General features: G+C 62.4%; 20 protein-coding genes. 11 read left to right on the forward strand and 9 right to left on the reverse strand.

The window, feature by feature from the left end; genetic code table 11:
- Window positions 1-8 precede the first annotated feature (8 nt).
- From KF708C_RS27715 to KF708C_RS35030, 6 genes are all read right to left on the reverse strand, one after another.
- Window positions 9-3,239: a CusA/CzcA family heavy metal efflux RND transporter gene (locus KF708C_RS27715; protein WP_059414355.1), complete on the reverse strand. Its 3,231-nt coding sequence runs from the start codon at window positions 3,237-3,239 to the stop codon at window positions 9-11.
- Window positions 3,236-4,429 (reverse strand): efflux RND transporter periplasmic adaptor subunit, encoded by a 1,194-nt coding sequence (locus KF708C_RS27720; protein WP_082079988.1) that lies wholly within the window; start codon window positions 4,427-4,429, stop codon window positions 3,236-3,238. The genes KF708C_RS27715 and KF708C_RS27720 overlap by 4 nt, the downstream gene beginning before the upstream one ends.
- The gene (locus tag KF708C_RS27725) at window positions 4,426-5,682 is read right to left on the reverse strand and encodes a TolC family protein (RefSeq protein WP_059414357.1); all 1,257 of its coding nucleotides are present in this window, start codon (window positions 5,680-5,682) and stop codon (window positions 4,426-4,428) included. The genes KF708C_RS27720 and KF708C_RS27725 overlap by 4 nt, the downstream gene beginning before the upstream one ends.
- A 73-nt stretch (window positions 5,683-5,755) precedes the next feature.
- Window positions 5,756-6,331 carry an RNA polymerase sigma factor gene (locus tag KF708C_RS27730; protein WP_059414359.1) on the reverse strand — a complete coding sequence of 192 codons (576 nt, stop codon included), beginning with the start codon at window positions 6,329-6,331 and terminating at the stop codon, window positions 5,756-5,758.
- Window positions 6,328-6,774 carry a periplasmic heavy metal sensor gene (locus KF708C_RS27735; protein WP_059414361.1) on the reverse strand — a complete coding sequence of 149 codons (447 nt, stop codon included), beginning with the start codon at window positions 6,772-6,774 and terminating at the stop codon, window positions 6,328-6,330. The genes KF708C_RS27730 and KF708C_RS27735 overlap by 4 nt, the downstream gene beginning before the upstream one ends.
- A complete protein-coding gene (locus KF708C_RS35030; protein ID WP_082079991.1) occupies window positions 6,771-7,058 on the reverse strand; it encodes a CnrY/NccY family anti-sigma factor in 288 nt (95 codons plus the stop codon). Before KF708C_RS35030 ends, KF708C_RS27735 begins: the two co-directional genes overlap by 4 nt.
- 332 nt (window positions 7,059-7,390) lie before the next feature.
- Between KF708C_RS35030 and selD the strand changes: the two genes are divergently transcribed.
- Both selD and mnmH read left to right on the forward strand, forming a co-directional pair.
- A complete protein-coding gene (gene selD, locus KF708C_RS27740) occupies window positions 7,391-8,464 on the forward strand; it encodes a selenide, water dikinase SelD (protein WP_059414363.1) in 1,074 nt (357 codons plus the stop codon).
- Window positions 8,461-9,522, forward strand: coding sequence for a tRNA 2-selenouridine(34) synthase MnmH (gene mnmH, locus KF708C_RS27745; RefSeq protein WP_059414364.1), 1,062 nt, complete (start codon window positions 8,461-8,463; stop codon window positions 9,520-9,522). Before selD ends, mnmH begins: the two co-directional genes overlap by 4 nt.
- Before the next feature lie 33 nt (window positions 9,523-9,555).
- Here mnmH and KF708C_RS27750 read toward each other — a convergent pair whose 3' ends face one another.
- Window positions 9,556-10,482 (reverse strand): LysR family transcriptional regulator, encoded by a 927-nt coding sequence (locus KF708C_RS27750; protein ID WP_059414367.1) that lies wholly within the window; start codon window positions 10,480-10,482, stop codon window positions 9,556-9,558.
- A gap of 100 nt (window positions 10,483-10,582) precedes the next feature.
- On the opposite strand from KF708C_RS27750, the gene KF708C_RS27755 reads away from it, so the two are divergent.
- Window positions 10,583-11,776, forward strand: a complete 1,194-nt coding sequence (locus tag KF708C_RS27755; RefSeq protein ID WP_059414369.1) for an MFS transporter — start codon at window positions 10,583-10,585, stop codon at window positions 11,774-11,776.
- Window positions 11,777-11,818: 42 nt separating this feature from the next.
- A complete protein-coding gene (locus tag KF708C_RS35035; RefSeq protein WP_082079993.1) occupies window positions 11,819-12,439 on the forward strand; it encodes a class I SAM-dependent methyltransferase in 621 nt (206 codons plus the stop codon).
- A 546-nt stretch (window positions 12,440-12,985) separates the two neighbouring features.
- On the opposite strand, the gene KF708C_RS27765 is transcribed toward KF708C_RS35035, so the two are convergent.
- Window positions 12,986-14,401, reverse strand: coding sequence for a sensor histidine kinase (locus KF708C_RS27765; protein ID WP_059414626.1), 1,416 nt, complete (start codon window positions 14,399-14,401; stop codon window positions 12,986-12,988).
- Window position 14,402: 1 nt separating this feature from the next.
- Window positions 14,403-15,080, reverse strand: a complete 678-nt coding sequence (locus KF708C_RS27770; RefSeq protein ID WP_059414373.1) for a response regulator transcription factor — start codon at window positions 15,078-15,080, stop codon at window positions 14,403-14,405.
- 176 nt (window positions 15,081-15,256) lie between these two features.
- Here KF708C_RS27770 and zneB point away from each other — a divergent pair, with 176 nt between their 5' ends.
- From zneB to iscB, 7 genes are all read left to right on the forward strand, one after another.
- Window positions 15,257-16,417, forward strand: coding sequence for a zinc efflux RND transporter periplasmic adaptor subunit ZneB (zneB, locus tag KF708C_RS27775; protein WP_059414375.1), 1,161 nt, complete (start codon window positions 15,257-15,259; stop codon window positions 16,415-16,417).
- A complete protein-coding gene (locus tag KF708C_RS27780) occupies window positions 16,410-19,529 on the forward strand; it encodes an efflux RND transporter permease subunit (protein WP_059414377.1) in 3,120 nt (1,039 codons plus the stop codon). Before zneB ends, KF708C_RS27780 begins: the two co-directional genes overlap by 8 nt.
- On the forward strand, window positions 19,529-21,007 hold the full coding sequence (locus KF708C_RS27785; RefSeq protein ID WP_059414379.1) for an efflux transporter outer membrane subunit: 1,479 nt from the start codon (window positions 19,529-19,531) through the stop codon (window positions 21,005-21,007). The genes KF708C_RS27780 and KF708C_RS27785 overlap by 1 nt, the downstream gene beginning before the upstream one ends.
- A 1,135-nt stretch (window positions 21,008-22,142) precedes the next feature.
- Window positions 22,143-23,816, forward strand: a complete 1,674-nt coding sequence (locus KF708C_RS27790; RefSeq protein WP_059414381.1) for a site-specific integrase — start codon at window positions 22,143-22,145, stop codon at window positions 23,814-23,816.
- A gap of 228 nt (window positions 23,817-24,044) precedes the next feature.
- A complete protein-coding gene (yaaA, locus tag KF708C_RS37095; protein WP_370552864.1) occupies window positions 24,045-24,296 on the forward strand; it encodes a peroxide stress protein YaaA in 252 nt (83 codons plus the stop codon).
- Window positions 24,272-24,736: a hypothetical protein gene (locus KF708C_RS27800; RefSeq protein ID WP_059414386.1), complete on the forward strand. Its 465-nt coding sequence runs from the start codon at window positions 24,272-24,274 to the stop codon at window positions 24,734-24,736. The genes yaaA and KF708C_RS27800 overlap by 25 nt, the downstream gene beginning before the upstream one ends.
- Before the next feature lie 398 nt (window positions 24,737-25,134).
- Window positions 25,135-26,553, forward strand: coding sequence for an RNA-guided endonuclease IscB (gene iscB, locus KF708C_RS35040; RefSeq protein WP_082079995.1), 1,419 nt, complete (start codon window positions 25,135-25,137; stop codon window positions 26,551-26,553).
- The last annotated feature ends 28 nt before the right edge of the window (window positions 26,554-26,581 follow it).

A 26,581-nucleotide genomic window follows, 5' to 3' on the forward strand; every position in this document is an offset into this window, starting at 1 on the left:
GCAACCTCCTAAGCTTCGGCTAGTTCGTCGCGCCCCGCACTCGCCACTCCCTGTCGGCGCAGTACCATGCCGCAGATCGCGGGCAAGACGAAGAGCGTAAGCACGGTGGCCGTGATCAAGCCACCGATCACGACCGTTGCCAGTGGCTTCTGCACCTCCGCACCCGTTCCCGTCGCGATAGCCATGGGCACAAAGCCCAGCGATGCCACCAATGCAGTCATGAGCACCGGTCGTACCCGCTCCATCGCGCCGTCGATCACGGCCGCGTCGGGCGTCGCCTGATCTTCCAGCCGTTTGCGAATGGCAGAGATCAGGACGAGACCGTTCAGGACGGCGACGCCGGATACAGCGATGAAACCCACCGCTGCGGAAATGGAGAATGGGATACCGCGCAGCATTAACGCGAACACGCCTCCAGCCAATGCCAGCGGCACGGCGGTCAGAACGGTCGCGGTCAACATCGCGCTGCCAATCGCCATATACAGTGCCACGGCAATCAGCAAGAAGCACGCGGGCACGATCATGGCTAGTCGCTTGGTTGCGGCTTGCAGGTTCTGGAACTGGCCACCCCATTCGATGTACATGCCAGGCGGCAACTTGACGTCGCGCGCGATCCGCGCAGCCGCGTCATCGACAAAGCTGCCAAGGTCACGCCCCGCCACATTGGCTTCCACATACACGCGACGCTTTCCGTTGTCGCGGCTCACTTCGTTCAGGCCCTGCGTAAATCGAAACTCGACAAGCTGCCGCAACGGTACGGAAGCGTGCGCTTGGTCCGTGACAGCCGGCAGCATCACGGGAAGCGCTCCAAGCACATCGAGGTTCTCCCGCTGGTTGCCTGGCAGGCGGATGACAATGTCGTAGCGCCGATCGCCATCAAATATCTGGCCTGCTGGCCTGCCCGCCATCGCTGCCGATACGGTATCGGCCACTTCCTTCACCGTCAGCCCATAGCGTGCAATGGCGGCGCGATCGAAGACGATGTCGAAGGTGGGAAACCCGCTGGTCAGCGGTACGCGTACGTCCGAGACTCCCGGTGTCTTGCGCAAGACGGCGGCGATGCGCTGACCGGTGGCAGCGAGGTCGTCGAGATTCTCGCCATAGATTTTCACGGCGACATCGCTGCGCACGCCACCGATCAGTTCATTGAAGCGCATCTCAATGGGCTGGGTGACGTCGTAATTGTTGCCCACCATCGGTGCCGTCTTCTCCCGAATACGTTCGATCACCTGTTCCTTGGTCGTCACCCCATCCGGCCATTCATTCTTCGGCTTGAGGATGATGTAGTTGTCGGATGCGTTGGGCGGCATGGGGTCGGCTGCCAGGCTGGCGGTACCCGCCTTGGAGTACACGGTCTTGACTTCAGGCAGCGAGAGTACGGCGCGCTCCAGTGGCAGATCGATCGCCACAGACTGATCGATCGATGTCGATGGAATGCGAACGGAGGACAGGTTAAGGTTCTGCTCGTCAAGCGTTGGCATGAACTCGCGACCGACGAAGGCGAACGCAACCGCCGCCAGTGCCAGCACCAGCAAGCCAGCGCCGACGAACGGAATCGGTCGCACCACCGCCCGCTCCAGCCAGGGGCGGTACCACCGCTTGGTGGCGACGATCACCCTCACTTCCTTTTCGGAAACTTCCTTGCACAGCAGCACGGCCAGCATGGCAGGCACAAACGTCAGTGACAGCACGAATGCGGACGCCAGCGCCAGCATCAGCGTCAACACCATCGGCGAGAACATCTTTCCTTCCACCCCCTGGAATGTCAGGCATGGCAGGAACACCAGGAAAATCACGAGTTGCCCGTAGATCGTCGGTCGGAGCATTTCCCGTGACGACAGCAAGACTTCGTTCAAACGCTCCCTTAGCGTTAGCAGTCGCCCCTCCTCATGCTGGCGTTGCGCCAGGCGTCGCAGCGTGTTCTCGACCACGATCACGGCGCCATCGATAATCAAGCCGAAGTCCAGTGCGCCCAGGCTCATCAGGTTGCCGGAGATGCCGAGCTGATTCATACCGATAGCACTGACCAGCATCGACAATGGGATCACCAGTGCAGCAATAACGGCAGCACGCCAGTTGCCCAGCAACAGGAACAGGATCAAGACCACGAGCAACGCGCCTTCCGCCAGATTCTTTGCGACGGTCTCGATCGTGGCGGTCACCAATTGCGATCGGTTAAGCGTGGGAACGATGACTACGCCAGGTGGCAGCGTCTTCGAGATTTTTTCCAGCTTGTCGCCAACATCCTGCGCCACCGTACGGCTGTTCGCGCCGACCAGCATCAGTGCGCTGCCTATCACTGTTTCCCGACCATTGCGGCTGGCCGCACCGGAGCGGAGTTCTCCGCCAATTTTGACGGACGCCACCTGCCCAACTGTGATCGGCACGTTCTGGCGATGGGCGATCACGGCGCGCGAGATCTCGTCCGCCGACTTGATGCGCGCATCGGCACGCACCAGGTACGATTCACCCGATCGCTGGATGAAGTTCGCACCCACCGAAAGATTGGCGTCCTCCAACGCCTGGGCGAGATCGCCGTATGAGATGCCATATGCGGCCATTTTTGCGGCGTCAGGCTCCACCACGAACTGCTTCACATAGCCACCCAAAGAATCCACGTCGGCCACACCAGCGGTTGTCCGCAACTGCGGCCGAATGATCCAGTCCTGCACGGTGCGCAGGTATGCGAGCTTCGACACGCGGTCTTCAAGCCGTTCCCCGCGCTCGGTCAAGAAATTTCCATCGCTTTGCCAGCCCGGCTCCCCGTCATTGATCGGTGCGCCCTGGCCGTCAGGGTATTGATACTCCACGCTGTAGTGGAATACCTCGCCCAGACCCGTCGAAACCGGACCCATCTGCGGCTCGGCGCCTACAGGCAGGCCGGGGCGTGCCTGCACCAGTCGCTCCGATACCTGCTGGCGCATGAAGTAGAGGTTCGCGCTTTCCTTGAAGATGACAGTGACCTGGCTAAACCCGTTGCGGGACATTGACCGTGTGCTTTCGACGCCGTTCAACCCCGCAATAGCGGTCTCGATCGGATAGGTCACGCGTTTCTCAACCTCGACGGGGCTCAGCGTTGGCACTACCGTGTTGATCTGCACCTGCTTGTTCGTGATATCGGGGGTCACATCGATCGGCAGCAGTTTGAGCTGCCAGGCACCGATCACGGCGATGACGATCGTCAGGAACAGGACAAGCCATCGGTAGCGAACCGATCCGCTGAGGATGCTGCCAATCATTCGTCTTCCCCGCTCGACTTGTTCATCTCCGCCTTCACCAGGAAGGCATTGCGCGTTGCCACCTGCTCCCCGGCGCGCACACCGGAAAGAATCTGCGCCATGCCGCCACTACGCGTACCGACCAGAACGGGCTGCGCACGGAATCCATTTTCCGTGCGCACGAATAGCGCATCGGCGCCATCAATGTTCTGTACAGCATCGTCGGGAACGGACAACTCGCCATTGTTGCTTGCCTTGGCGCGCAAGCGAACCTGGACACCTTCGCCTACCACCAGGCGGTCCGAAGGCTGCTCCGGAATCACGACGACCGTGGCCGCGCGTGCACTGCCCGACACGGTTGGCGTGACGGCCTGGATCTTTGCCGCCAATGGCGATCCGTTGGAAAGCAGGATCGCGGCTTGGCCACCCGGTGAAATACGGTCCAGATCCCCTGCAGTGACGGCGGCCTCGACCTGCACGGCGCCCAGACCAGCCACGCGGAACAGCTCGGTCTGCTGCGCAACATACGCGCCCAGCGTCACCGATTGGGCAGTAATCTTGCCGGCGATGGGGCTGACCACCGCGACCGCCCGGCCATCGCTTGTCAGGTGCGCAGCCTCGGCCACCGTTGTGGCACGCTGCGCCTCGGCCTGCGCGACCTCCAGTGCCGCTTTGGCGGATTCCATTTCCTGGCGCGGCGTCACGCCTTGATGAAACAGACTGGCTTCACGCTCATAGGTCCGGCGGGAGAGATCCGCCTTAGCCTGTGCCACCCGGCGTTCCGAAGCCATCGCGGCAGCCTCCGGACTTTCGACGGTGGCCAGCACATCACCGGCGCGCACGCCCTCGCCAAGGCGACGTTGGACCCGCAGCACCGTGCCTGCCGCGCGGGACACAATCACAGCCTCGCCTCCCGGTACCGCCGCGACCCAGGCGGGCGCCAGAATCTCCGAGCCCACCGCCACACTGGCGACCGGCTCCACGACGATGTTTGCCGCCGCCAGATAGGGGATCGGAATCCGAACCTCTCGCGGACTTGCCGGTTTGGCTGCCGCCGCTTCTGATGCGGCTTGCGCATCGGAAGCCTTGTCGGGACCGGGCCCATGCCCCGGCAGCAGCACGCGTGCGGCGCCGAACCCCATCAACGCTGCGACCGCAGCCACGCCTGCAATTACCGGCCAGTTTGCAGACTGACGCTTGTTCTTCATCATTTGGTGTCCTCGAATGCCAGGCGACCGTCCGCCTGGGCAAGCGCCGCCAGTGCGCGCACGCGCGCCAGGCGCGCGTCAATTGTGAGTTGCCTTGCCTCCAGCAAGGCGCGCCGGACGGAAAGCAATTCCATCAGCGGTGTTTTGCCAGCGTCATAACCAATGCGGCCCATTCGATAGGCCTCCGCTGCCGCCCTTTCACCCTCCTCGGCCGCGGTGATCTGGCGATCCGTTGCGCTGACCTGCGAGATGGCGGATCGTCGCGCCGCTGCGGCTTCCAGTCGCACGTTGTCGAGCCTGGCCTGCGCGGCCGCAACGCGTTCCACGGCTGCATTGATGCCATTGCGGTTTTGATCGAACAGGGGAATCGATGCCGTCACCCCGACGACATAGCCACTCGCATTCGTCCATCCATAGCGACGCACGCCGGCACTCACACCCACATCCGGAATCCAGCGCTTTCTTTCCACGCCGACCTGCGCATCCAGCGCATTGCGCTCGGCCTCTGCCGCAGCGACGGTCGGGGCCTCCTGTCCAGGGAGTGCCGCGGTCGGCACGGTGCCTTGTGTCAATAGCAGGGAACTGGACACCGAGGTGTACGGTTCGGCAGCTCCAGTCATGGCCGACAGCCGCGCCAGCGCCTGCGTGGCGTCGTTGTCGGCGGCGGCCTGCGCCGCCTGAGCGGCCGCCACACTGGCCTGCGCTTGCGCGCTGCGCAGCGCTGCTTCCTTTCCGGCCTGCACAAGCGCGCGCGCAGCGGTGAACTCCTCGTTCGCACGTGCCAGGTTTTCGGTGGCCAGCGCCATCCGGCCGGCCATGGCCTCCGCAGCCGCGTAGGCAACCGCCAATTCCGCCGCGTAAGCAACTTGGGCCAGGCGCTCACGCGCTTGCGCTGCGGCATAGTTGCGGTCCCCAGCTTCGATACGTGCGCCCCGCTTGCCACCAACCTCAAATGGCTGGGTAATCGAGTAGGTGTTCTGACGCTGGTTCGTGCCGTCGCTTGACGGTGCGCCGAGGTTTTCCAGGACCGTATCGATCCGTGGGTTAAGCCAGGCGCGTGCTTGATTGGCATCGGCATCGGCAGCGCGAACGGTGGCGGCCTGCGCCATCATCGCCGGGGCGCTTGCCATTGATTGCTGCAACAGGACGGTATAAGGCGGAGCTTCCGCCGCGGTCCCTCGCGGCGAAGCCAAGAGCCACAAGACGGCGCCGATGTAGCGCACTTTGGCCGGCGTGAACAAGGTTACCTGGGTCATCTGGATGAGTCGTAAGCTCTGCTACTTTTATCAATACGCGGCGCGACCGGAGATTCCCTCGCAAACCGGCGAACTATTTTCCTGCGTCGCGCTCAAGCAGGGCCGAGAGCTTTATTCGGGCACGAGCGATGCGACTTTCCACTGCCTTTGGACTCAATCCAAGCACGGCGGCGGCCTCCGGTTGCGACATGCCCACGATGGAAGTCAGGACAATGGCTTCGCGCGACGCGGCGTCCAGCTTTCCCAGGATTTCCACAACGCGAGCAAGATCCCGACGCGCCGCTAGCCGACGTTCCGGCCCAGGCTCACCGTCCGACATTCCCCCAGTGGCTTCGATCGCGCCGATATCCTCGGCACCGAAGAGGAACTGCCTGACGCGCCGGAAACGATAGAGGTCGCGCATCTTGTTCAGCCCGATTCGAAACAGCCAGGTGCGGAACGGACGCTCGCTGTCGTAATCGTCCAAGGCGCGCCATGCCGCCAGGAATGTGTCCTGAACAACGTCATCGACATCCGTCTCGGGAATACCGAAGCTGCGGGCGGCCTGGGCCAGCGCCACGCCATGTCGTTCGACAAGCTCGCCAAAGGCACGCTGGTTGCCAGACGCGGCCTGTCCGACAAGGATGCCGTCGACATCTGCTGGACTCACTGGGACCCGCGGCGAAGCGCATCGACCAGAGCCCGGTCGTAGGCGGGCCGGTGCTCTGGCTTGAGTCCGGCCCGCATCTCAAAGACGTGGACAAGCGTCGCCCGCTGCAAATCCCCAGCGGCACGCTCCACGTCCTGTGTGGCCGCTTCCACTTCAGGAGTCCAGCTCGGGTTCCTTGCAATGGCATCGGCTAGCTTGCCGTTGGCCGCACGCAAGCGCGTCTCGATGTCGCGCCTGCGCTGTGCGAAAGCATCCTCCTTGAGCTGCAGAATCTCGCGTTCATTGGCGTCGAGCGGCACCGCCTCATGCAGGATTTCATGTAGGTCGGTGTGCCCGGCGTCGTGTCGGTGCGAGATATAGAGCCATGTCGCCGCAATGGCGACACCGAGAAGCGCTCCAATCAGCGTTGAGACGGAAAGCCGTCGAGTGCGAGAATTCATCACTTCCCGATCAGGAGGGCAAAGGGTGACGCAGCCGACGGTGTCGCGACCCAGGTGGGCCCCGGTTTGTCCAGCACGCGCAACCCGACCTGGTTTAGCGCGATAAATGCTATGAGCGCCGCGGTGGCGCTACAGCAAAGCGCACGCCAAACGTCGTGCCGCGCGACCAGCGCGGCTTGTGTCGGCTCCGCAGCAATGCGATCCTTGATGCCGCGAGCATCAAGTCCTTTAGATGCATTTAGCGTCACTTTTCGTGCATCACTCAACCAGTGGTCGAGGCCTGTCATCGCAAATCTCCGTTGTGATCCCACACCTCTTCCTACGGCTTTGCGAAGGCATACCCTCGGATAGAGCTAGAAAATCTCCCTCTCTTTTGTCTGCGCAATCAAGGGCAACCGTGCCAGAAGCATCCGCTTGATGTCTTGCGCTTCGTCGACCGGCCACTCTTCCGACAATACGGGCGGTTCGCCTTTGCCATCGATAGCATGCCAGGACGATAAAACCTGTAGCCACTACAGGGTCAAGGCCGACAATCGTGGAGGTGTAGCAATCGCGGGGGCAACCAAAGTGGTTCCTGTAAAGTACGGCTTTTTCCGGCCTCGCCGGGGATCGTTTTCTAATGACCATTAACAATTCCGACGCGCTTAAGACGCCTTCCGTGCGCCTGACCAGCTTTTCACACGGCGGCGGTTGCGGCTGCAAGATTGCCCCCGGCGTACTCTCCGAAATTCTGCGCGGCAGCGCCGCGTTACCTGTACCCAAGGAATTGCTGGTTGGCATCGAGACCGCCGACGACGCGGCGGTGTACCAACTGAATGCGGATCAAGCGCTCATTGCCACCACGGATTTCTTCATGCCGATCGTCGATGACCCATTCGACTTCGGCCGGATCGCCGCCACGAACGCGATCAGCGATGTCTATGCCATGGGCGGTCGTCCGATCATGGCGCTGGCGCTTGTCGCCATGCCGATCAACCAATTACCGCTCGAAGTCATCGGCAAGGTTATTGAAGGCGGCCAGGCCATTTGCCGCGCCGCCGGTATCCCGATCGCCGGTGGTCATACCATCGATTCGGTGGAGCCGATCTACGGGCTGGTGGCAATCGGGTTGGCGCACCCCTCCCGTATCCGACGCAATCGCGATGCACGTGCGGACGATGTCCTGATCCTCGGCAAGCCGCTGGGTGTCGGCGTCATGTCTGCGGCATTGAAGAAGGGCAACCTGGACCAGGATGGGTACGCACGGCTGATCGACACAACAACGCGCCTGAACACGCCCGGCATCGCATTGGCGGAAATAGACGGGGTCCATGCGATGACCGATGTGACCGGGTTCGGCATTGCCGGTCACACGCTCGAGCTCGCCCGTGGGGCAGGATTGCGAGCAGTGCTGGACTGGTCCAACCTGCCGTTGCTACCTGGCGTGCAGACATTGGTAGAACAGGGCTGCATCACCGGCGCCTCCCGCCGCAATTGGGAGGGCTACGGCGCGGAAGTCGAATTGCCTTCGGACTTGCCCGGCATTGCCCAGGCGGTGCTCACCGACCCACAAACGAGCGGCGGGCTGCTCGTCAGTTGCGCGCCGACCGCGGTGGACAAGGTCTTGTCCGTCTTTCGCGAACACAGTTTTGCCGAAGCAGCCGTCGTGGGCCAGATGCGCGCCGGACCTACGGGCCTGACGATAATCGTATGAAAGCCGTCGCACGGATTCCCGAACGCCGGACGTTCGATACATTGATCGATGCACGCTCGCCGGCGGAATTTGAGCTCGACCATATCCCTGGTGCGATCAACTGCCCGGTACTCGACAATGAGGAGCGACACATTGTCGGCACGCTCTACAAGCAGGTGGGCGCATTCGAAGCCAGGCGCGTAGGCGGCGCCATGGTGGCAGCGAACTTGGCGCGGCATTTGCACACGCACTTCGCCGATCGTCCCGAGGGCTGGCGTCCTCTGGTGTATTGCTGGCGCGGAGGGTTGCGCAGCGGCTCCATGACGACCTGGCTGCGGATGGTGGGCTGGGACGCCCAGCAACTTGCCGGCGGCTACAAGGCCTGGCGCCGGCATGTCATCGACACGATCGACTTGCAAGCGCCTACATTGCCGCTCGTCGTGATTTGCGGGGCCACCGGCAGCGGCAAGACACGTGTGCTGCAGGCACTCGCAGCGCTAGGCGAACAGGTACTGGACCTTGAGGCACTGGCACGTCATAAGGGTTCGCTTCTGGGGGCACTTCCCGATATCCGGCAGCCTTCACAGACCGGTTTCGAAACCATGCTGGCTGACGCTCTTGAACGTGTCGACACGTCCCGTCCGCTCTACGTGGAAGGTGAAAGTCCGCGTATCGGGCAGATCAACCTCCCGGTGCCGTTGGTTACCCGTATGCGTGAGAGCTCTTGTTTGGAAATTGACGCGCCTCTACCGGCTCGCATTGCGTTCCTGCTAAAGGACTACGCCTATTTGGGCGAACGGCCCGACTGGCTTGCCGAACAAGTCGGACGACTCACCCCACTGCACGGAAAGGCGACCGTCGCCGTCTGGCACGATCTGATTCGCGCGGGCAAGCTGCCGGAACTATTCGCCCAACTGACTTCCCGCCACTATGACCCGTCCTACGCACGCTCGCAGGGCAGGCATTTTCACGCGTGGCCAGACAGGTTTGTCGTCGCAGCCAAGGGCCTTTCGCAGCCAGACATCGAAGCGCTCGCACGCGAAATTGTTGAACGCGTGAAGATGCGCCGCGCAAAATAGAGCGGTAAGCAGGTCCTCTAGCTCGACGGGTTATCAGCCCGTCAGTTCGATATCTGGCAATGCGGCCGCGCCTGTCTCGCGAATCAGCGATACAAATTCCGCAATGTAAGGACGGCTGTCGTCCGCCGGTAACGTTGCCGCCCAGATTTCCGACATCAGTCCGTCACGGGTCAGCGGTTTAGCCGTGACGTACTGCCGCTGCAGGTAGTTCTGTACGGCCCATCGCGGCAAGACAGCGATACCGCGTCGGGTGGCCACAAGCATCAGGATGGCGACCGTCAGTTCGGTGGTGCGGCGTGTCGGCGTAATCCCTGCAGGGCGCAGCAGTTGATGCACCACGTCCAGTGCATCTTCTTCCACAGGGTATGTAATCAGCGTCTCGTGCCTGAAATCCTCGGCCTCCAGGAATTCCTTGGCCGCCAGGGGATGATCGTTGGCCACCAGTCCCACCATCCGGTAGCGGAACAGCGGACGATAGTCGACGCCTGCCTCGGCATCGTTGCACGATACGATCGCCAGATCCGCATCGCCACGATGCAGCAGTCCGACGGGGTCAGACTGATAGCCGGATACCAGGTCCACCTCGACTTCGGGCCAGCGTGCGCGAAAAGCGTCTACTGCCGGCATCAGCCAGTCAAAGCAGGTATGGCACTCAATGGCAATGCGCATCGTGCCGGTAGTGCCCTTGGCCAGCCGGACGAGATCGCGGGTCGTCTGGTGCAAGATTGGAATGACCTTGTCCGCGGTTTCCAGCAGTCGCCGTCCAGCGGGCGTGAAGGTCACCGGTGTGGACTTGCGCACAAACAGCGGCACGCCGTAAAAGTCCTCCAGATTCTTGATGTGATGCGATAACGCACCCTGCGTAAGCCGCAGCCATGTTGCCGCTTTCGACACACTGCCGCTGTCGCGCAGCGCAACCAGCGTCTGCAGGTGACGGATATCGATCGGGATGCGGTCCATTAGAAAATTTGAGATTCCCTCGTAAATTTATTCGTTTGAATAATAAACGTATGCTCTGCATACTGCCAGCCTCAGCATTCCGATCCGGATTTTCTGCTCTATGCGGCAACAAGTCTTCCTGCTGGCCATTGCGCAAGCCCTATTCCAGACCGCGTCGGTCCTCGTCATGACTGTCGGCGCGCTGGCGGGTAGCCAGATGACGTCAGTCCCTGCGTTGGCGACGCTGCCAATCGCGACGATGTTCCTCGGTACGGCCACCATGATGTTTCCGGCATCGGCATGGATGGCACGGGCCGGGCGCCGCACCGGCTTCGTCGCAGGCGCTACGAGCGGCTTGGCTGGCGGCATGGCGGCCGCCTATGGCGTGATGTCGGGATCGCTTGCAATGTTGGCGTTCGGCACGTTTTTGGTCGGGGTCTACCAAGCCTTTGCGCAGTTCTATCGTTTCGCGGCGAGCGAGGTAGCGACCGAGGCCTTCCGCCCTCGGGCGATCTCGCTGGTAATGGCAGGCGGCGTGATCGCAGCCTTGCTGGGCCCGGCCCTCGCCAGATTCGGTAGTGCGATGCTGCCGGCGATGTATGCCGGCTCATTCCTGCTGCTATCCCTTGTTTCCACCTTGGCCATTGGCGTACTGAGCTTCTTGCACATTCCCCGCGAAGCGGCCACGCGAGCGACCGGGGCCGACAGCGGACGTCCGTGGTTGCGCATTGTGTGCCAGCCTTCCTATTTGGTGGCACTGTTTGGTGCAACGACTGGCTACGGTGTCATGATCCTGGCCATGACGGCGACACCGCTCGCCATGGTCCATCACCATCACGCCATCGCAGACGCCGCAACCGTCATCCAGTTTCACGTGCTAGGAATGTTCCTGCCATCCTTTTTCACCGGGACGTTAATCGGCCGGTTTGGTGCCATTCGCGTCATGCTGTGCGGTGTGTGCCTGCTGGCGACGCATGTGTTGGCCACCTCGTCCGGCACGGGATTCGCGTCGTTCGCAAGCGCGCTCGTATTGCTGGGTGTCGGATGGAATTTCCTGTTCATCGGTGGCACGAGCCTGCTGACTGAAACCTATTCGGTTACCGAGAAGAGCCGGGCGCAGGCTACCAACGACATGACGATTTTTGCCGTGGGACTCTCGTGTTCGTTTGGCGCGGGTGGACTACTGAAGTTATTCGGCTGGCAGACGATGAATCTGCTACTGTTGCCATGGCTCGGTGCGGCGGCGCTTGCACTGTTTTGGCTCTCGGCGCAGCGACGCAAGGAGCAAAACTGGCAGGGCACGCAGTCAGTCTGAGCAAGGACGTCGCCACACGACAAGCATTTCGAAGAGGACACCATGACCAATAGATCGCATTGGGAAGACGTCTATCAGCACAAAACGGCAGACCAGGTTAGTTGGTATGCGCCACACCTTCAGACGTCCCTCGCCTACATCCAGGCCGCGAGCAGTTCTCCCACTTCGAGCATCCTCGACATCGGCGGCGGTGAATCAACTTTGGTTGATGATTTGCTCGACAGCGGCTACGCCAGCATCGCCGTCAATGACATTTCTGAGAAAGCACTCGCGGTCTGTCGAGAGCGATTGGGCTCGCGCGCATCCCGCGTGCATTGGCTGGAAGGCGATGTGCTGGAAATGGATCTGCCCGTCAACCAATTCGACGTCTGGCATGACCGAGCTGTATTCCATTTTCTCACCGAGCCATCGCAACGTGCGAGGTATGTAGAGCAGGTCATGCATGCGCTAAAGGAAGGTGGCTGGGCGATTGTCGGGTCCTTTGGTGCGAATGGCCCGACACAGTGCAGTGGATTGCCAGTCCAACGCTACACCGCAGAATCTCTGCACAGCCAATTCGGCGATGCTTTCGAGCTTATGGAACATAAGTCCGAGCACCATCTGACGCCATGGGGCAGTTCTCAGGAGTTCGTCTATTGCTTATGCCGCAAGCGAGCTGGATGAACTCCCATGTGCGAGCGAACAGCAGGAACCGTTGCGGGTGCGAGTCACATCCCTTAGTCATCCTACATAGTGTTACTTGCCCATCGGCCGAATACACATCGGCAGCGGACATTCATGACTACAGCCCTCAATGTCGCAGAATGGTCGGTCAGAGCCGTCAGGCCAAGACTGCTGTCATCCGGTAGGCCGAGACCGGCCGAATCCACAGCCAGTATTTGCCACTCAGGCCGATACCCGAGAAGGCCGCATTGCCATCCTGAACGGCCGTTAGGAGCGGTTAGTCGCGAGGCACGCTACTTCGGAAACAGCAAGGTCACGACCGCGCGGCGGCCCCGTCCACGGGCACCCGCGGCAGGCGAATCTGCCCAGCATGTGCGATGGTTCGACGGCAAGCCAGCGGCAAAAGGGATACGGGTGGCTTGCTTAACTTTGCTTCGAAGATCCACTAGAACAACTGTCTATTTGAGGGTCTCCCCAAGTTCGCTGTGACGGACGGAGCTTACCAAGCTGGTTCCGCCGAGTACACTGAGTTCTCCGTCAGGTTCATCAAGATTTGATCTCCTGATGCGCGAGTGGGATCCTGACCGTGAAGACCGCGCCGCCGCTAGGTGCGTTGGCCGCCTCGATATGCCCGCCCTGCGCGTGAATGATGGACTGCGACAGGGCCAAGCCAAGGCCAACCCCCTCGCTTTCCGATGCCCGCGCGCCTGCGCCACGGAAAAACCGGTCGAACAGGTACGGCAATTCGTCTTGCGGAATGCCGGGCCCTTCGTCAACGACCTCTAGCAGGGCGCCCTGTGCGTCGGCAGTGCAGCCGACCGTGATCTTGCTGCCTGGCGGAGCGAACTTCAGCGCGTTGTCCACCAGGTTGGCCAGGGCCAGGCTGACCGATGCATGTGCCACCTTAGTGCTGGCCGCTGCATCGATGTGCACCACAAAATGGACCTGCCGCTCGCGAGCGGCCGGGCCTGCACGCAGCAGCGTCTCCGCAATCAACGCGTCTAGCGCCAGCGCCTCGCCAGTCGGGCGATCCTGGCCCGCGTCGAAGCGCGCGAGCATCAGCAATTCCTCAATCAGACGTGTCAGGCGACCGACTTCGTCCAGGCAGGAACGTAGAGTGTCTACGTACTCCTGGCTTTCGCGCCGGCGCCGCAGCGCCACTTCGATCTCGGTACGTAACCGTGACAACGGCGAGCGCAACTCGTGCGACGCATCGGCGGTGAAGCGCCGTTGCTGGTCGAACGCGTGTTCCAGGCGATCAAGCATCGCGTTCAGTGTGTTGACAAGCTGCCCGATCTCGTCTGTCGTGCCCGGATGAGGCAGACGCTCGCCTAGGTTTGTGTCGCTAATAAGCCGGGCCTTCTTCACAACGTCGTTGATACCGCTGAACGTGCGCCGCGTCAGCACAACACCGGCCGCTCCGACGGCGGCCAGTAGTGCTGCCGCCATGATGCCGAACAGGATTGCTGACGATTCGAGCACGTTGTGAACGTCATCCAGCGAGCCCGCCACCTGGATAATGATGGGCTTGCCATTCGCCACCGAGGGAAAAGACACCATACGCATCGGCTCTTCACCGAAGCTTGGCAGCGTCTGGAATATCTCATGTCCCCCTGATGCGAGTTCTGTTAGCAAGATGGGTGGCACGGGCAGGCTGGCATCGCCGAGGTTGGTGCTGCGCGCCAGTACCTCGCCCCTTACGTTGACGATTTGCACCAGACGATCCAGGCGCATCAGCGATGGCGGTGTCTCCCCTCGCGGGCGCTCATGCAACCGGACCACCCCTTGGTTGCTTTCGGCCTGCATTCCGGCCTCGGTTTCTGCCAGAGCCAGCAGCGCAGCATCGAGTTGTCCGTGTACCAGACGGGAAAGCTGCCACCACCCGGCGAAAGCCGCGCAAGCAACGATCACGACGATGACGGCCCAATGCGTCAGGACCAGCCGCTGCCGGAAGTTCAGCACGTCAGGGGGCTCCCGCCGGCACAAGCCGAAATCCCTGGCCCCGCACCGTCTGGATCAGCATCGGCATGTCGGGTGGGTCGAGCTTACGGCGTAGATTCTTCATGTGTACGTCAATCAGGTTATCGATAGCGATCAGGTCCGCATGCCAGATGTGCTCCGCGAGCTGGGCACGGCTCACGACTGCGCCCGCGCGTTCGATCAGTAGCACCAGGATTGCGTACTCCTTGGGTGTCAGCACGAGCCGCACGCCAGCGCGCGTGACAATCCGCCGCTGTGGATCGATGACAAGGTCGTCCTGCGACAATAGCGCCGGTTGTGCCAGTTTCATGCGGCGCAGCAATGCGCGCACGTGCGCGAGCAACTCTTCGAATACAAAGGGCTTGGTCAGGTAGTCGTCGGCGCCGGTGTCCAGGCCGGCGATGCGGTCGGTGAGCGCGTCGCGCGCAGTTAGCATCAGGATTGGTGTCCGCACGCCCTGCTCGCGCAGTTCCTGGCAATACGCCACGCCGCTCTTGCCCGGCAGCATCCAGTCGAGGATCACCAGGTTGAAGGCCGCGCTGTCGCAGGCGCCAGCAGCTTCGGCCGAATGCGCAATCTCGACGACGTAGCCTTCTTCCTGCAGACCGCGGGCCAGCAGGCGTGCTGCCTTCTGGTCGTCTTCCACTAATAGGATCCTCATGGGCCTGCCTTTCAAGGTCGGGACAGATTCTAGCAGTGCACCTGTTGGCCGCAAGGGCGTGCCGCTCTCCCTGAAGAAGAATTCAGGATACCTCGCCAGTGGCATGCGTACCATGGCGGAAAATTCCCGCATGTGTTGGTTTCATATCTTTCTACACATCGGCTTCGGAGTAAATAATGAAAAACAGGCCAGCCCTTCCCGGGCGCGCTGCCTACTGGCTTGCCGCACTGATCGTACTGGGTCTCGGTGGTGCAGGCATCTGGGCGCAACGCGTCAAGGAAGAACAGAAGCGCGCTGAACCTCCCGTTGCCGTGCGCCATGAAGGTGAGCGCCTGGTCGTGCCCGCCGACTCGCCGCTGCGCCGCACTCTAGTGGTGGCTGCCGTCACCCGCGAAACTGTGGCAGCGCCATTCGACCTGCCGGCCATCGTCGAGGCGGACCCGGCCAAGCTGGTCAAGGTACTGCCGCCGCTGGCGGGACGTATCGTCACGTTGAACAAGCAGCTTGGCGACTCGGTGAAGGCCGGTGACGTGCTGTTTTCGATCGATTCGGCCGACCTGGCGCAGGCGAACAGCGACGCCGCCAAGGCGCGCGCCGCGCTGACGATGGCGCGGCGCAATCTGGACCGCCAGCGCGAACTCGACAAATCGGAGATCGCCGCGAAGCGCGATTTTGAACAGGCCCAGAGCGACTACGATCAGGCTGCGAGCGAATCCGAGCGGGCCAACGCGCGCCTGGCCCAGCTCGGCGCCAAGGGTGGTGCCACGGCGCAGGTGTCCGGTGGCGGCCATATCCTGACCGTGCGTTCGCCGATCAGTGGCCGCGTCGTCGAACTGAACGCCGCCACCGGCGGTTACTGGAACGATGCCACCGCATCACTGATGACCGTGGCGGATCTTTCCCATGTCTTCGTGACGGCGAATGCGCAGGAAAAGGACCTTGGCCACGTGTACGTCGGCCAGTCGGCCACTGTCAGGTTCGATGCCTACGGCGAGCTGCAGCCAGGCAAGGTGCGCTACGTAGGCGATATCCTCGACGCCGATACCCGCACGACCAAGGTGCGCATGGTGTTCGACAACCCTGACGCCAGGCTCAAGCCCGGCATGTTCGCGCAGGCCACGTTCCTGGCGCAGTCGCACGAAGGCATCGTGGTGCCGATGTCGGCCATCGTCCAGAGCGGGTTCTACACGCGCGCGTTTGTCGAAGTGGCGCCATGGCAGTTCGAGCCGCGCGTGATCAAGCTTGGCGCGCAGGTCGGCGGCCGCATGGAGGTGAAGTCTGGCCTGGCCGCGGGTGATCGCGTGGTGGTGAAGGAAGGGGTGCTGCTGAATGATTGAGCGTCTTGTCACCCTCTGTTTCAACCGGCGCGGTATCGTCGTGCTGGTGTTCGCGATGGTCGCGCTGTACGGCTTGTATGCGTGGAAGCAACTGCCACTGGAAGCGTATCCGGACATTGCCGATACCACGTCGCAGGTGGTCACGCAGGTCAACGGCCTGGCCGCCGAGGAGGTGGAGCAGCAGATCACGATCCCGCTCGAACGCGAGATCATGGGCGTGCCCGGCATGCACGTGATGCGCTCCAAGAGCACCTTCGGCCTGTCCCTGATCACAGTGGTGTTCAAGGACGGCGCGGAAGACTACTGGTCGCGCCAGCGCTTGCAGGAGCGCATCAGCGGCGTGTCGCTGCCCTACGGCGCACAGCCGTCGCTCGATCCGCTGACTTCACCGATCGGTGAGATCTACCGCTATACGCTGGTCTCGAAGACGCGCGATCTGCGCGAGCTGTCGGAACTCCAGTTCTGGAAGGTCATTCCCCGGCTGAAGCAGGTAGCAGGCGTGGTGGATGTAGCCAACTTCGGCGGCCTGACCACGCAGTTCATGCTCGAGTTCGATCCGGTGATGCTGTCGAAGTACAACATCTCGCTGAACCAGATCACGCAGGCGATCTCGCAGAACAACGCCAATGCCGGCGGGAGCATCCTCAACCGTGGCGAACAGGGCATGGTGGTCCGCGGCGTGGGTCTGATCCGCAATCTGGACGACCTCGGCAACATCGTCGTCACGCAGAAGAACGGGGTGCCTGTGCTGGTCAAGGATCTCGGCCGCGTTGTGCTGGGCAATCCGGAACGGCACGGCATCCTGGGCATGGACAAAAACCCGGACACGATCCAGGGCATCACGCTGCTGCTCAAGAACGAAAATCCATCGGTCGTGATGGAAGGCGTTCATGAGGCCGTGCGCGACCTGAACGAGAACATCCTGCCGAAGGACGTCAAGGTGGTGGCGTATATCGACCGCAGCAATCTCGTCGATGCCACGGTGCACACGGTGGGCAAGACGCTGCTGGAAGGCATGTTGCTGGTGTCGCTGGTGCTGCTGCTGTTCCTGGGCAGCCCGCGTGCGGCGATCATCGTGGCCGTGACAATTCCCCTGTCGCTGCTGATGGCGTTCATCTTGATGCACCACTTCAAAATTCCGGCCAATCTGCTCTCGCTTGGCGCGATCGACTTCGGCATCATTGTGGACGGCGCGATCGTGGTGATGGAGAACATCCTGCGCCGACGCGAGGAAGACGCGGAGAGCGAGCTGCACGGCCGTGACATTATGCATTCGGTGTTGCAGGTGGCACGTCCGATCTTCTTCGGCATGGTCGTGATCATCACGGCTTACCTGCCACTGTTCGCCTTCCAGCGTATCGAGTACAAGCTGTTCTCGCCGATGGCGTTCGCCGTAGGCTTTGCGCTGTTCGGCGCACTGCTGGTGGCGCTGCTCCTGATACCGGGATTGGCCTACTGGGCCTATCGCAAGCCGCGCAAGGTCTTTCACAACCCCGTGCTGGCCTGGCTCGCACCCCGCTACGAGGCCGTGCTTGACCGCCTGGTAGGGCGTTCGCGGATGGCGCTTGGCATTGCCGCGGCCACGCTGGTAGGCGTAATGGTCTTGGGCGCGACCATCGGTCGCGATTTCCTGCCGTATCTCGATGAAGGCTCAATCTGGCTGCAGGTGACGCTGCCGCCGGGAATCTCGCTCGACAAGGCCGGCCAGATGGCGAACAACCTGCGTGCAGCGACCATGGAGTTTGCCGAGGTAGATCATGTGGTTACACAGGTCGGCCGCAACGACGAGGGCACGGACCCATTCACGCCCTCACACATCGAGACGGCCGTGACCTTGCATCCCTACAGCACATGGACCACCGGCCGCGACAAGCAGCAACTCATCGAGGCCATGGCGCGACGACTCCAAGAATTGCCTGGCACGCAGGTCGGCTTCTCGCAGCCAATGATCGACGGCGTGCTGGACAAGCTCGCCGGCGCGCACAGCGACCTCGTCGTGAAGGTGTACGGCAATGACTTCGTCGAGACCCGGCAGGTTGCTGACGCGATTACCCGCGTATTGAAGGAGGTACCAGGCGCACAGGACGTGATCATCGACCAGGAACCGCCGTTGCCGCAGGTTCGCATCGACGTCGATCGGGCTGCCGCGGCGCGGCTCGGCATCAATATCGCCGACGTGATGGCACTGATCCAGAGCGGTATCGGCGGGAGCCCGGTGACGCAAGTGTTTGTGGAGGACCGCAGCTATGACGTGGTGGCGCGCTTCGTTACCAGCGCGCGCAACAATCCGGAAGCGATCGGCAACTTGACGTTGACTGCCGCAAGCGGCGCACACGTGGCGCTGGCGCAGGTGGCACACATCCGCCTTGCCGAAGGCGAAACCACCATCACGCGCGAAATGAGTAAGCGCCACCTGACCGTGCGTCTGAATTTGCGCGGACGGGATCTCGCCTCGTTCCTTGATGACGCCAGGGAGCGCATCGACACGCAGGTTCCGTATGACCGCACCCATATCCGAGTGGCCTGGGGCGGTCAGTTCGAAAATCAGCAGCGCGCGCAGGCACGACTTGCCGTGATTCTGCCGATGGTGCTGACCCTGATGTTTGTGCTGCTGTTCGGCGAATTCAAGAACCTGCGCCAGCCCGCGCTAATCCTGATGGCGGTGCCGCTGGCGACGCTCGGCGGTCTGGTTGCGCTGCATCTGCGCGGCATGACGCTCAACGTGTCGTCGGCCGTGGGCTTTATCGCGCTATTCGGCGTGGCGGTACTGAACGCGATCATCATGATCGCCAACCTGAACCGCTGGCGCGATATGCCCGGGTTGAGCCTGAAAGATGCCGTCATCCGCGGCGCGGGTGAACGGATGCGGCCGGTGCTGATGACGGCAACCGTGGCGGCACTCGGCCTGATTCCGGCCGCGCTTGCGCACGGCCTCGGCAGCGATGTGCAACGCCCGCTGGCCACGGTGGTGGTGGGCGGACTGATCACGGCGACTGTGCTGACACTGGTGCTGTTGCCGGCGCTGTACTACTTGATCGAAGCGCGCGCAGCGCAGCGGGCGCGGGCAGAAGAACCCGTCGGATATGTCCCTGCCAGTAAAGGGAAACTGTAATGGCAAGAATCACTTCAGTTTACCTGGCTGCTCTACTGGCGTTCGGCACCGCCGGGTGCGCGGTCGGCCCGGACTTCCAGAGGCCACTCGCGCCGGACACCGGCCGCTATACCTCAACCGCCATGCCGGCCGAGACCGCGTCGGCGGCCACCGACGGCGGGCAGGCGCAGCAGTTCGCTCCGGGGCAGGAGGTTCCGGCGCAATGGTGGACGATGTTTGGCTCCAGCGAGCTGAACTCGCTGGTGGAAGCCGCGCTGCAAGCCAATCCGGATCTGCAGGCCATGGAGGCAGCGCTGCGCGTGACGCGCGAGAACCTGGCGGCGCAGCGCGGCGCGTTCTTCCCCAGCGTCGACGCGGAGTACACGCCGTCGCGCCAGAAGATCGCGACGATCGTTGCGAGTCCACTCTCCGATAACAGTGATCTCTTCACGCTGCACACCGCGCAGCTCAGTGTCTCGTACGTGCCCGATGTGTTTGGCGGTACGCGCAGGCAGGTAGAGGCAGGCGTGGCGCAGGCCGATGTTGCGCGGTTCCAGTGGCAGGCGGCGTATCTGACGCTGACGTCGAATGTCGTGAACGCGGCGATCCAGGAAGCGTCGCTGCGTTCCCAGATCCGCGCCACGCACGACGTCATCGCGCTGTCCACTCGTCAGCTCGAGGCGGTGCGCAAGCAACAGCGCACGGGCCAGGTTGGTGCCGCCGAAGTGGCCGCGCAGGAGGCCACGCTGGCCCAGGCCGAAGCTACATTGCCGCCGCTTGAGAAGCAGCTCGCCCAGCAACGCAACCTGCTGGCGGTGCTGACAGGGCGACTACCGAGCGATGCCGTTCCCCAGCAGTTCGAGTTCGAATCGCTCACGCTGCCCGGGACGCTGCCGCTGAGCCTGCCGTCGCGGCTGGTCGGCCAACGCCCTGACATTCGCGCGGCCGAGGCACAGATGCATGTGGCCAGCGCGCAGATCGGCGTGGCCACAGCGGCCCGCCTGCCCAACATCACGCTGACCGCGAGCTTGGGCAGTTCGTCGCAATCGCTGAGCGATCTCTTTACGTCCGGCACTGGTTTCTGGGGGATTTCGGCGGGCCTGATGCAGCCGATCTTCAAGGGCGGCATGCTGCTGCATCAGCAGCGCGCCGCGGAGCAGGCCTACAAGCAGGCCTCCGCTCAGTACCGCAGCACCGTACTGACGGCGTACCAGAACGTGGCGGACTCGCTGCATGCGATCGAAGCCGATGCCAGAGGCCTGCGGATGGCATACGATGCCGAGCGCGCCGCGTACCGAAGCTTTGACATCGCGCAGCAGCAGTGGAAGGCCGGACAGATCGGCTACCCAGCCGTACTGCTGGCCGAACAGACGTACCGGCAGGCGTCAATCACGCTGGTGCAGGCGCGCGCGAACCGCTACGCGGATACGGTGGCGCTGATCCAAGCGCTAGGCGGCGATTGGTGGAAAGAGGCAGGCAAGGATGTGGCAAACGGCTGATAAGCGGGTGCTGCCGCGCGCTATGCTACGAGAGCATCAGCTATGGAGAATTTTGCAGCCAGTATTGCTGGCGTGGTTTGCACTCGCTAGCGGATGTTCCTTCTTTGACGAGAGGTACGCGTTCGGACAAGGCTGGCGCATCGGCGAAGTTCTAAAGGTTGGATCGGCTGCAGAGTTGGCGTTCGCCGGCATCGACTGCCGCCGGAACATGCCAGACGGCGGCAATCGCGACCACCGGTTCGCGGAGATTCAGGTTGACTTCCGACAGACCGCACGCAAACATCCCCACGCGGGGGCTACCCCACCGCGGTATGCGATAGTTCCGGTGCCAGACTCGCTCCAGATCGTTCCCGGCGATCGCGTCTACGTCAATATCCAGGATTGTGCGCTGGCAATTGAGCGTTTCCCGTCTTCAAAGGAGGTTCCGTCCAGCAACCTCAACAACGGACTTGGTCCGCCGTAACGGGTTGCGCCACAGCGGCACCGCGACACCAAGCGGCCGGTAGGCGACAGTCATTTAGCCTTTGGTTCTGATGCACCGGCCGGCCGCTCTCGCTCATCGTGAGATCTTGCTTCCTCCCGCTCCTTTCGCCGCTCCCGCTTCCGCCCCTCGTACTTCTGGGTAGGCTTGTCTTCTTTGACGACTGAAGATTCGGGATGCTGGTCAGACTGCGTGGTCTCAGCCGCAGTGACAGAGAACGCTACGGTCACGAGCGACGCGGCTAGCCTGGTCCAGGAAGATATTGGCATTTCATACTCCATCTATCGATCGGAGGGCGCCCGCCGAGACGCCTTGACGATCAGAGATTCGCTGGAATCTGTGGCGCTCTAGTTTATCTCCGGTCGTCGAGGTTTCCCGACCGCTCGATGCCTTCGCTGCAATCACAAATGTTGACTTAGACATTTCGCCCCATTGAGCCACCAGCGTTGTTGCAAAAATCTTGGCGATCAGCTCGCTCGTGCATCGTTTTGGCACACAGCCGCCTGGGAAGCCCTGCATGGCCCAATCGTCCAGCGGTTTGCGCCCGGGATAGCGGGCCCGCCGCACCCGATTCCTCGTGGTCCCATAGATCTATAGAGATAAGAGTTATTATCCTTGTGCTATCAAGTTGGTACAAAACACGCTCTCACTGAAATGCCCCGACACCTGCCCAGCCCAGATGGCTTCCCCGAGACCGCTGCGCTGGCCGCGCTGCGCGCCTGGTACGAAGGCGCGAGTTCTCGCCAGGCGGTCGCGCATTTCCTTGCCGAGTGCCTTGAGCCCGGTAGGTCCGCACGCGGGCTCATCGGGCAAATCCGTCGGCAGCTCGTCCAGTACGCTCGCCAACGCCATCGTCTGGACTTGGCGAGCGTGTTCGAATGCCCGGCCGATCAACGTCAACGGCATGCGAAGGCAGCTACGCAGGCGCTCGAGCAACTGCGCATGCTGCAGCTCCCCACGCCACAGATTAGCGACGAAATCGCGCGCTGGCTGCCGGCACGTGCAGTCGATGCCTTACACGCCACGGGAATCGAGACCTTGTCCGATCTCACCGTGCGGATCCCGCGCCGGCGACAGTGGTGGACGGCCATTCCGGGACTTGGGCCTGCCAGCGCCCGCAAAATCGAAGCCTTCTTTGCCGCGCACCCGGCGCTGACTGAACGCGCTCGCGCCCTGATCGCCGCGGAGCGAACGTCGATTGTGACGCCCTGGGAACAGTTGCGGTTGCCTCACGATGTCGACGGCTCGGCCGGGGCTTTTCGGGCACTCGCGTCGAGCTGCATTCTGGGCGTGGAAAACGACTATGAGGCTATCCAGGCCTGGCTCGCGCTACACGAATCGCCGGCCACCCTGCGTGCTTACCGCAAGGAAGCTGAGCGCCTGATCCTGTGGGCCATTGCCGCGCGTGGCAAGGCGTTGTCATCGCTCACGACCAAGGATGCCACGGATTATCGGACATTCCTGCGCAAACCGACGCCACGCGAGCGATGGGTTGGTCCACCGCGCTCGCGCACATCCCCGGACTGGCGGCCGTTCGTCGATAACCTGTCGCCACGCTCAGTCGCCCATGCGCTCGCTGTCCTCAACGCCATGTTCCGCTGGCTGATCGAGCAGCGCTATGTCGTCGCAAATCCCTTTGCGGGCATTAAGGTGCGCGGCAGTCAACGCGCCATGGCGGAGGAGACCACCCACGCCTTCACGGAAGGGGAGTTGCTGCTGACCCGTGCTATCGCCAACGGACTTGAATGGTCTTACGGCTGGCAGCCTTTGGCGGCACAGCGGCTGCGCTTCCTGCTGGATTTCGGCTACGCGACCGGCCTGCGGATCAGCGAGTTGACTAGCGCCACGTTGGGCAACATTGAAATCGATGCCGCCGGGGACCACTGGCTGCATGTGGTGGGCAAGGGCGGCAAGCCGGGAAGGGTCACCCTGACACCGCTGGCGCGTGTCGCGCTGGATCGCTACCTGCAGGCGCGCGGACTTCTTGTCAGCCGTGCACGCTGGGAGCCGGCCACGCCTGTGATCGGTAGCCTGGACGGCGCAGATGGCGGCATCACAGCGCTGCGCCTATGGGAAATCATGCGCCGGTTCTTCAGGCTCGCAGTCCACGTCATTGGGGACGACCATCCGGACCTGGCCGAAAAACTCCGCCGTGCGACTCCCCACTGGATGCGACACACCCACGCCACCCATGCACTCGCCAAGGGCGTCGAGCTGAGCGCGGTGCGCGATAACCTGCGCCACGCGTCAATCTCAACCACGTCGATCTACTTGCACACCGACGACGTCAAGCGCGCGCGGCAGTTCGGGCAGGCATTTACGACCTAAACCGCAGCACAAGGCTAACCGGCTGCCCAAGCTGACCGCACTCCTTGAAGGCCAGCAAGTCCTATTGATACACGACTCGGGGTCGACCAGAAAAACCGCCAGGTTTTGCACAAAAAGGAGAGCGCTCACGAAATTCATGAATCTCCAAACTGTTGATCTAAAAGGACAAATCGAACGAAGCCGCCAGATTTTGCACGAAAAGGACGACTACCCCTCCTCGAGCCGGACGTGCCGGCCTCCCCTCCCCCGTTGCTGTTGCTGGCTTGTTCCGCGACAAAGCTCGATCAGGCCGCTCCCGCGATCGAGTTGTATCGCGGCGTGATGTACGAGACTTTCCGGGCCCACCGCCGCCCGGACTCGCAGTTGCACGTCATTATCTTGTCTGCGCTGCATGGCTTTATCGACGCGGACGCCCACATTGCACCCTATGACCTCAGAATGACGCATGGTCGCGCTTGCTGGAGGACCTCCACGTCGTGATGGCCGGCGCGACCTGGCCGGCCCGCTTTGGGGAAGTCTTCCTGGCGGGCGGCGAGCAATATCGCCGCGTGATGCGAGCGGCAGTCACCAACCGCAACTGCGCGCAACAGCCCGCGGGCCTCATTGAAACCCGCGGCGGCATCGGCGAGCAACGCTCCCAGCTCGGCAAGTTCCTGAGGTATATCGCCCTCGAGCCATCGGAGCGGATCGGGGTGCTGCCCAACGGTACACCCTGCTACCGGCGGGCCGGGAGGTTCGTTGTTGGCGACCGAGTTCGGCTCAGCTACTCGCATCTGCGCGGAGTCCCGGATAAATCGGCAACCATCCGCCGAATCTTCGCTGGTCCCCGCGGCCTGACAGCCGAAGCCGATGTTGAGGAGCCGACGCGGGGTGGTGGAATCACAGTTGTCGGCCGTTGGGTCTGTCTTCGCCACCTCTAGCCCGCTTGACCTCGAGTTATCTGTCGCTATTTCGCCGCGAAGCGGCGCATGGGTATGTGGGATGATAAATTCAGTATATAACTCTATTTGATGAGGTACGTGCCAGTCAATAACCCCTCCCTGAAGGGAGGGGCTTGAGGGAGCAATCCCGAGAGCCCGAGATTGACCAGGGCAAGCGGTAACCAGGCCGCTACGTTGTGCAGAAGTGCGCAGACCCACCGCCGAATGCTTCCTCAGTTCGGCGCTCTGGAAGCGATGGCAGCAGACAAGCCACGGGCAGGCACGAAACGGGCTATCGCCGGGAGTCATCCCAAGCTGCTGCACAACTTGCCCGAGGGGAGACCTTCCGTGAGGAAGGCGTTACAAGGCCCGTAAGGGCACATACATAGGAGCCGATCATGTCGGTTTTTGTTCTGGACAAGCATGGCAAGCCGCTCATGCCATGCACCGAGAAGCGCGCTCGATTACTGCTTGAGCGTCGCCGGGCGCGCGTGCATCGCGTTGTGCCGGCCGTTATCCGTCTGGTTGACCGCACGGTCGATGACTGCGAGTTTCAGCCCCTGCGTATCAAGTTGGACCCAGGCAGCAAGATGACCGGGGGGGCGCTAGTGCGCGATACGGAGCTGGCTTGCTCCGTATCCGGGGAGATCCAACGTGGTGCGGCAGTGTTGAGCCTGTTCGAACTCGTGCATCGTGGCGGCCAGATCAGCGAACGGCTGACGGCTCGCCGTTCCATGCGCCGGCGTCGCCGCGGCGCGAACCTGCGCTATCGGGCGCCGCGCTTCCTGAATCGTACGCGCCCGGCAGGCTGGCTCGCGCCATCGCTCCAGCATCGCGTGGACACGACGATGGCATGGGTCCAGCGCATCCGCCGTTGGGCTCCCGTCAATGGCGTCTCGTCTGAGCTGGTGCGCTTTGACATGCAGGCAATGGAAAATCCGGAAATTTCTGGCGTCGAGTACCAACAGGGTACGCTCGCCGGTTACGAGGTGCGCGAATACCTGCTCGAAAGGTGGGGCCGCGCCTGCATCTACTGCGATGCCGAGGGCGTCCCCCTTCAAGTCGAGCACTTGACATCGAGGGCAAGGGGCGGGACAAACCGCGTCGGCAATCTCGGGTTGGCTTGCGAATGCTGTAACCAGAAGAAGGGCTCACGCGACGTCCGAGAGTTCGTCAAGGACCCGACGCGTCTCGCGCGCATCCTCACAACCGCAGCTCGTCCGCTGAAGGACGCCGCTGCCATCAACGCGACGCGCTGGGCATTGGCGAACGCTTTGCGGGCCACGGGCCTGCCACTTGAACTCGCCTCGGGAGGCCGAACCAAGTTCAACCGGGCCGCGCACACCATTCCAAAGACCCATGCACTGGATGCGGCGTGCGTCGGCGACGTCAACGCTATCACCGGCTGGCAGCGACCCACTCTTGAAGTGAAAGCGACGGGGCGTGGCAGCTATCAGCGCACGCGGCTGACTGCCTCGGGGTTCCCGCGCGGTTACTTGATGCGCCGGAAGCAGGTTAAGGGATTCCAGACGGGCGACCGGGTGCACGCTGTCGTGCCAAGCGGAAAGAAGGCCGGCACCTATGCGGGCCGCGTTGCAGTACGGGCATCAGGTTCATTCAACATCCAAACGCCGAACGGTGTCGTACAGGGTATCAGCCATCGCCATTGCTCGCTGGTGCAGCGAGCCGATGGATATGGCTACCATTTTCGATCCAAAGATAGCCTCTACAAAGGAGAAGCGGGAGAAGGGCGTGCTGCGCACGCCGCGCTATCCATCCCCGTCCTGAAGGACGGGGTTTCCCGCGCATCCCGATGACTGAACGGTCTCTTTGGCTCACCGCACC

This window comes from Cupriavidus basilensis (assembly GCF_000876015.1).
Classification (GTDB): domain Bacteria; phylum Pseudomonadota; class Gammaproteobacteria; order Burkholderiales; family Burkholderiaceae; genus Cupriavidus; species Cupriavidus basilensis_B.

What these genes read in the sequence shown, in the direction of transcription:
- KF708C_RS27750 (WP_059414367.1), bottom strand. Translation starts at nt 10,482, where the DNA reads ATGGACCGCATCCCGATCGATATCCGTCACCTGCAGACGCTGGTTGCG.
- KF708C_RS35035 (WP_082079993.1), top strand. Translation starts at nt 11,819, where the DNA reads ATGACCAATAGATCGCATTGGGAAGACGTCTATCAGCACAAAACGGCA.
- selD (WP_059414363.1), top strand. Translation starts at nt 7,391, where the DNA reads ATGACCATTAACAATTCCGACGCGCTTAAGACGCCTTCCGTGCGCCTG.
- mnmH (WP_059414364.1), top strand. Translation starts at nt 8,461, where the DNA reads ATGAAAGCCGTCGCACGGATTCCCGAACGCCGGACGTTCGATACATTG.
- KF708C_RS27755 (WP_059414369.1), top strand. Translation starts at nt 10,583, where the DNA reads ATGCGGCAACAAGTCTTCCTGCTGGCCATTGCGCAAGCCCTATTCCAG.
- KF708C_RS27770 (WP_059414373.1), bottom strand. Translation starts at nt 15,080, where the DNA reads ATGAGGATCCTATTAGTGGAAGACGACCAGAAGGCAGCACGCCTGCTG.
- iscB (WP_082079995.1), top strand. Translation starts at nt 25,135, where the DNA reads ATGTCGGTTTTTGTTCTGGACAAGCATGGCAAGCCGCTCATGCCATGC.
- KF708C_RS35030 (WP_082079991.1), bottom strand. Translation starts at nt 7,058, where the DNA reads ATGACAGGCCTCGACCACTGGTTGAGTGATGCACGAAAAGTGACGCTA.
- KF708C_RS27790 (WP_059414381.1), top strand. Translation starts at nt 22,143, where the DNA reads ATGCCCCGACACCTGCCCAGCCCAGATGGCTTCCCCGAGACCGCTGCG.
- KF708C_RS27785 (WP_059414379.1), top strand. Translation starts at nt 19,529, where the DNA reads ATGGCAAGAATCACTTCAGTTTACCTGGCTGCTCTACTGGCGTTCGGC.
- zneB (WP_059414375.1), top strand. Translation starts at nt 15,257, where the DNA reads ATGAAAAACAGGCCAGCCCTTCCCGGGCGCGCTGCCTACTGGCTTGCC.
- KF708C_RS27725 (WP_059414357.1), bottom strand. Translation starts at nt 5,682, where the DNA reads ATGACCCAGGTAACCTTGTTCACGCCGGCCAAAGTGCGCTACATCGGC.
- KF708C_RS27720 (WP_082079988.1), bottom strand. Translation starts at nt 4,429, where the DNA reads ATGATGAAGAACAAGCGTCAGTCTGCAAACTGGCCGGTAATTGCAGGC.
- KF708C_RS27715 (WP_059414355.1), bottom strand. Translation starts at nt 3,239, where the DNA reads ATGATTGGCAGCATCCTCAGCGGATCGGTTCGCTACCGATGGCTTGTC.
- KF708C_RS27780 (WP_059414377.1), top strand. Translation starts at nt 16,410, where the DNA reads ATGATTGAGCGTCTTGTCACCCTCTGTTTCAACCGGCGCGGTATCGTC.